The organism is Chromohalobacter sp. HP20-39 (genome assembly GCF_033052815.1).
Classification (GTDB): domain Bacteria; phylum Pseudomonadota; class Gammaproteobacteria; order Pseudomonadales; family Halomonadaceae; genus Chromohalobacter.
In genome coordinates this window covers 1-336 of the sequence record NZ_JAWHTP010000342.1, presented here as the reverse complement: position 1 = coordinate 336, position 336 = coordinate 1, and the positions used below count along the sequence as shown (strand labels likewise).

The 336-nt window shown below is 67.0% G+C and carries 1 protein-coding gene; it reads left to right on the top strand.

What is annotated here, in order from left to right:
• On the top strand, window positions 1-336 hold a 336-nt coding region (locus RVY79_RS18295; RefSeq protein ID WP_317465949.1), incomplete at both ends, for a hypothetical protein.

Sequence of the window (336 nt, the reverse complement as noted above, 5' to 3'; positions counted from 1 at the left end):
GGCCGGCACGGGCCGCGAGGGGCTGGTGCAAGGCCTGATTCAAGAATTCTCCCTGTCGAGCCAGGAAGGCGTGGCGCTGATGTGCCTGGCCGAAGCGCTGCTGCGCATTCCCGACAAGGCCACGCGCGATGCACTCATCCGCGACAAGATCAGCAACGGCAACTGGCACTCGCACCTGGGCCAGAGCCCGTCGCTCTTCGTGAACGCCGCCACGTGGGGCCTGCTGCTCACGGGCAAGCTGGTGGCCACGCACAACGAAGCCGGGCTGTCGAAGGCGCTTACGCGCATCATCGGCAAGAGTGGCGAGCCGCTGATCCGCAAGGGCGTGGACATGGC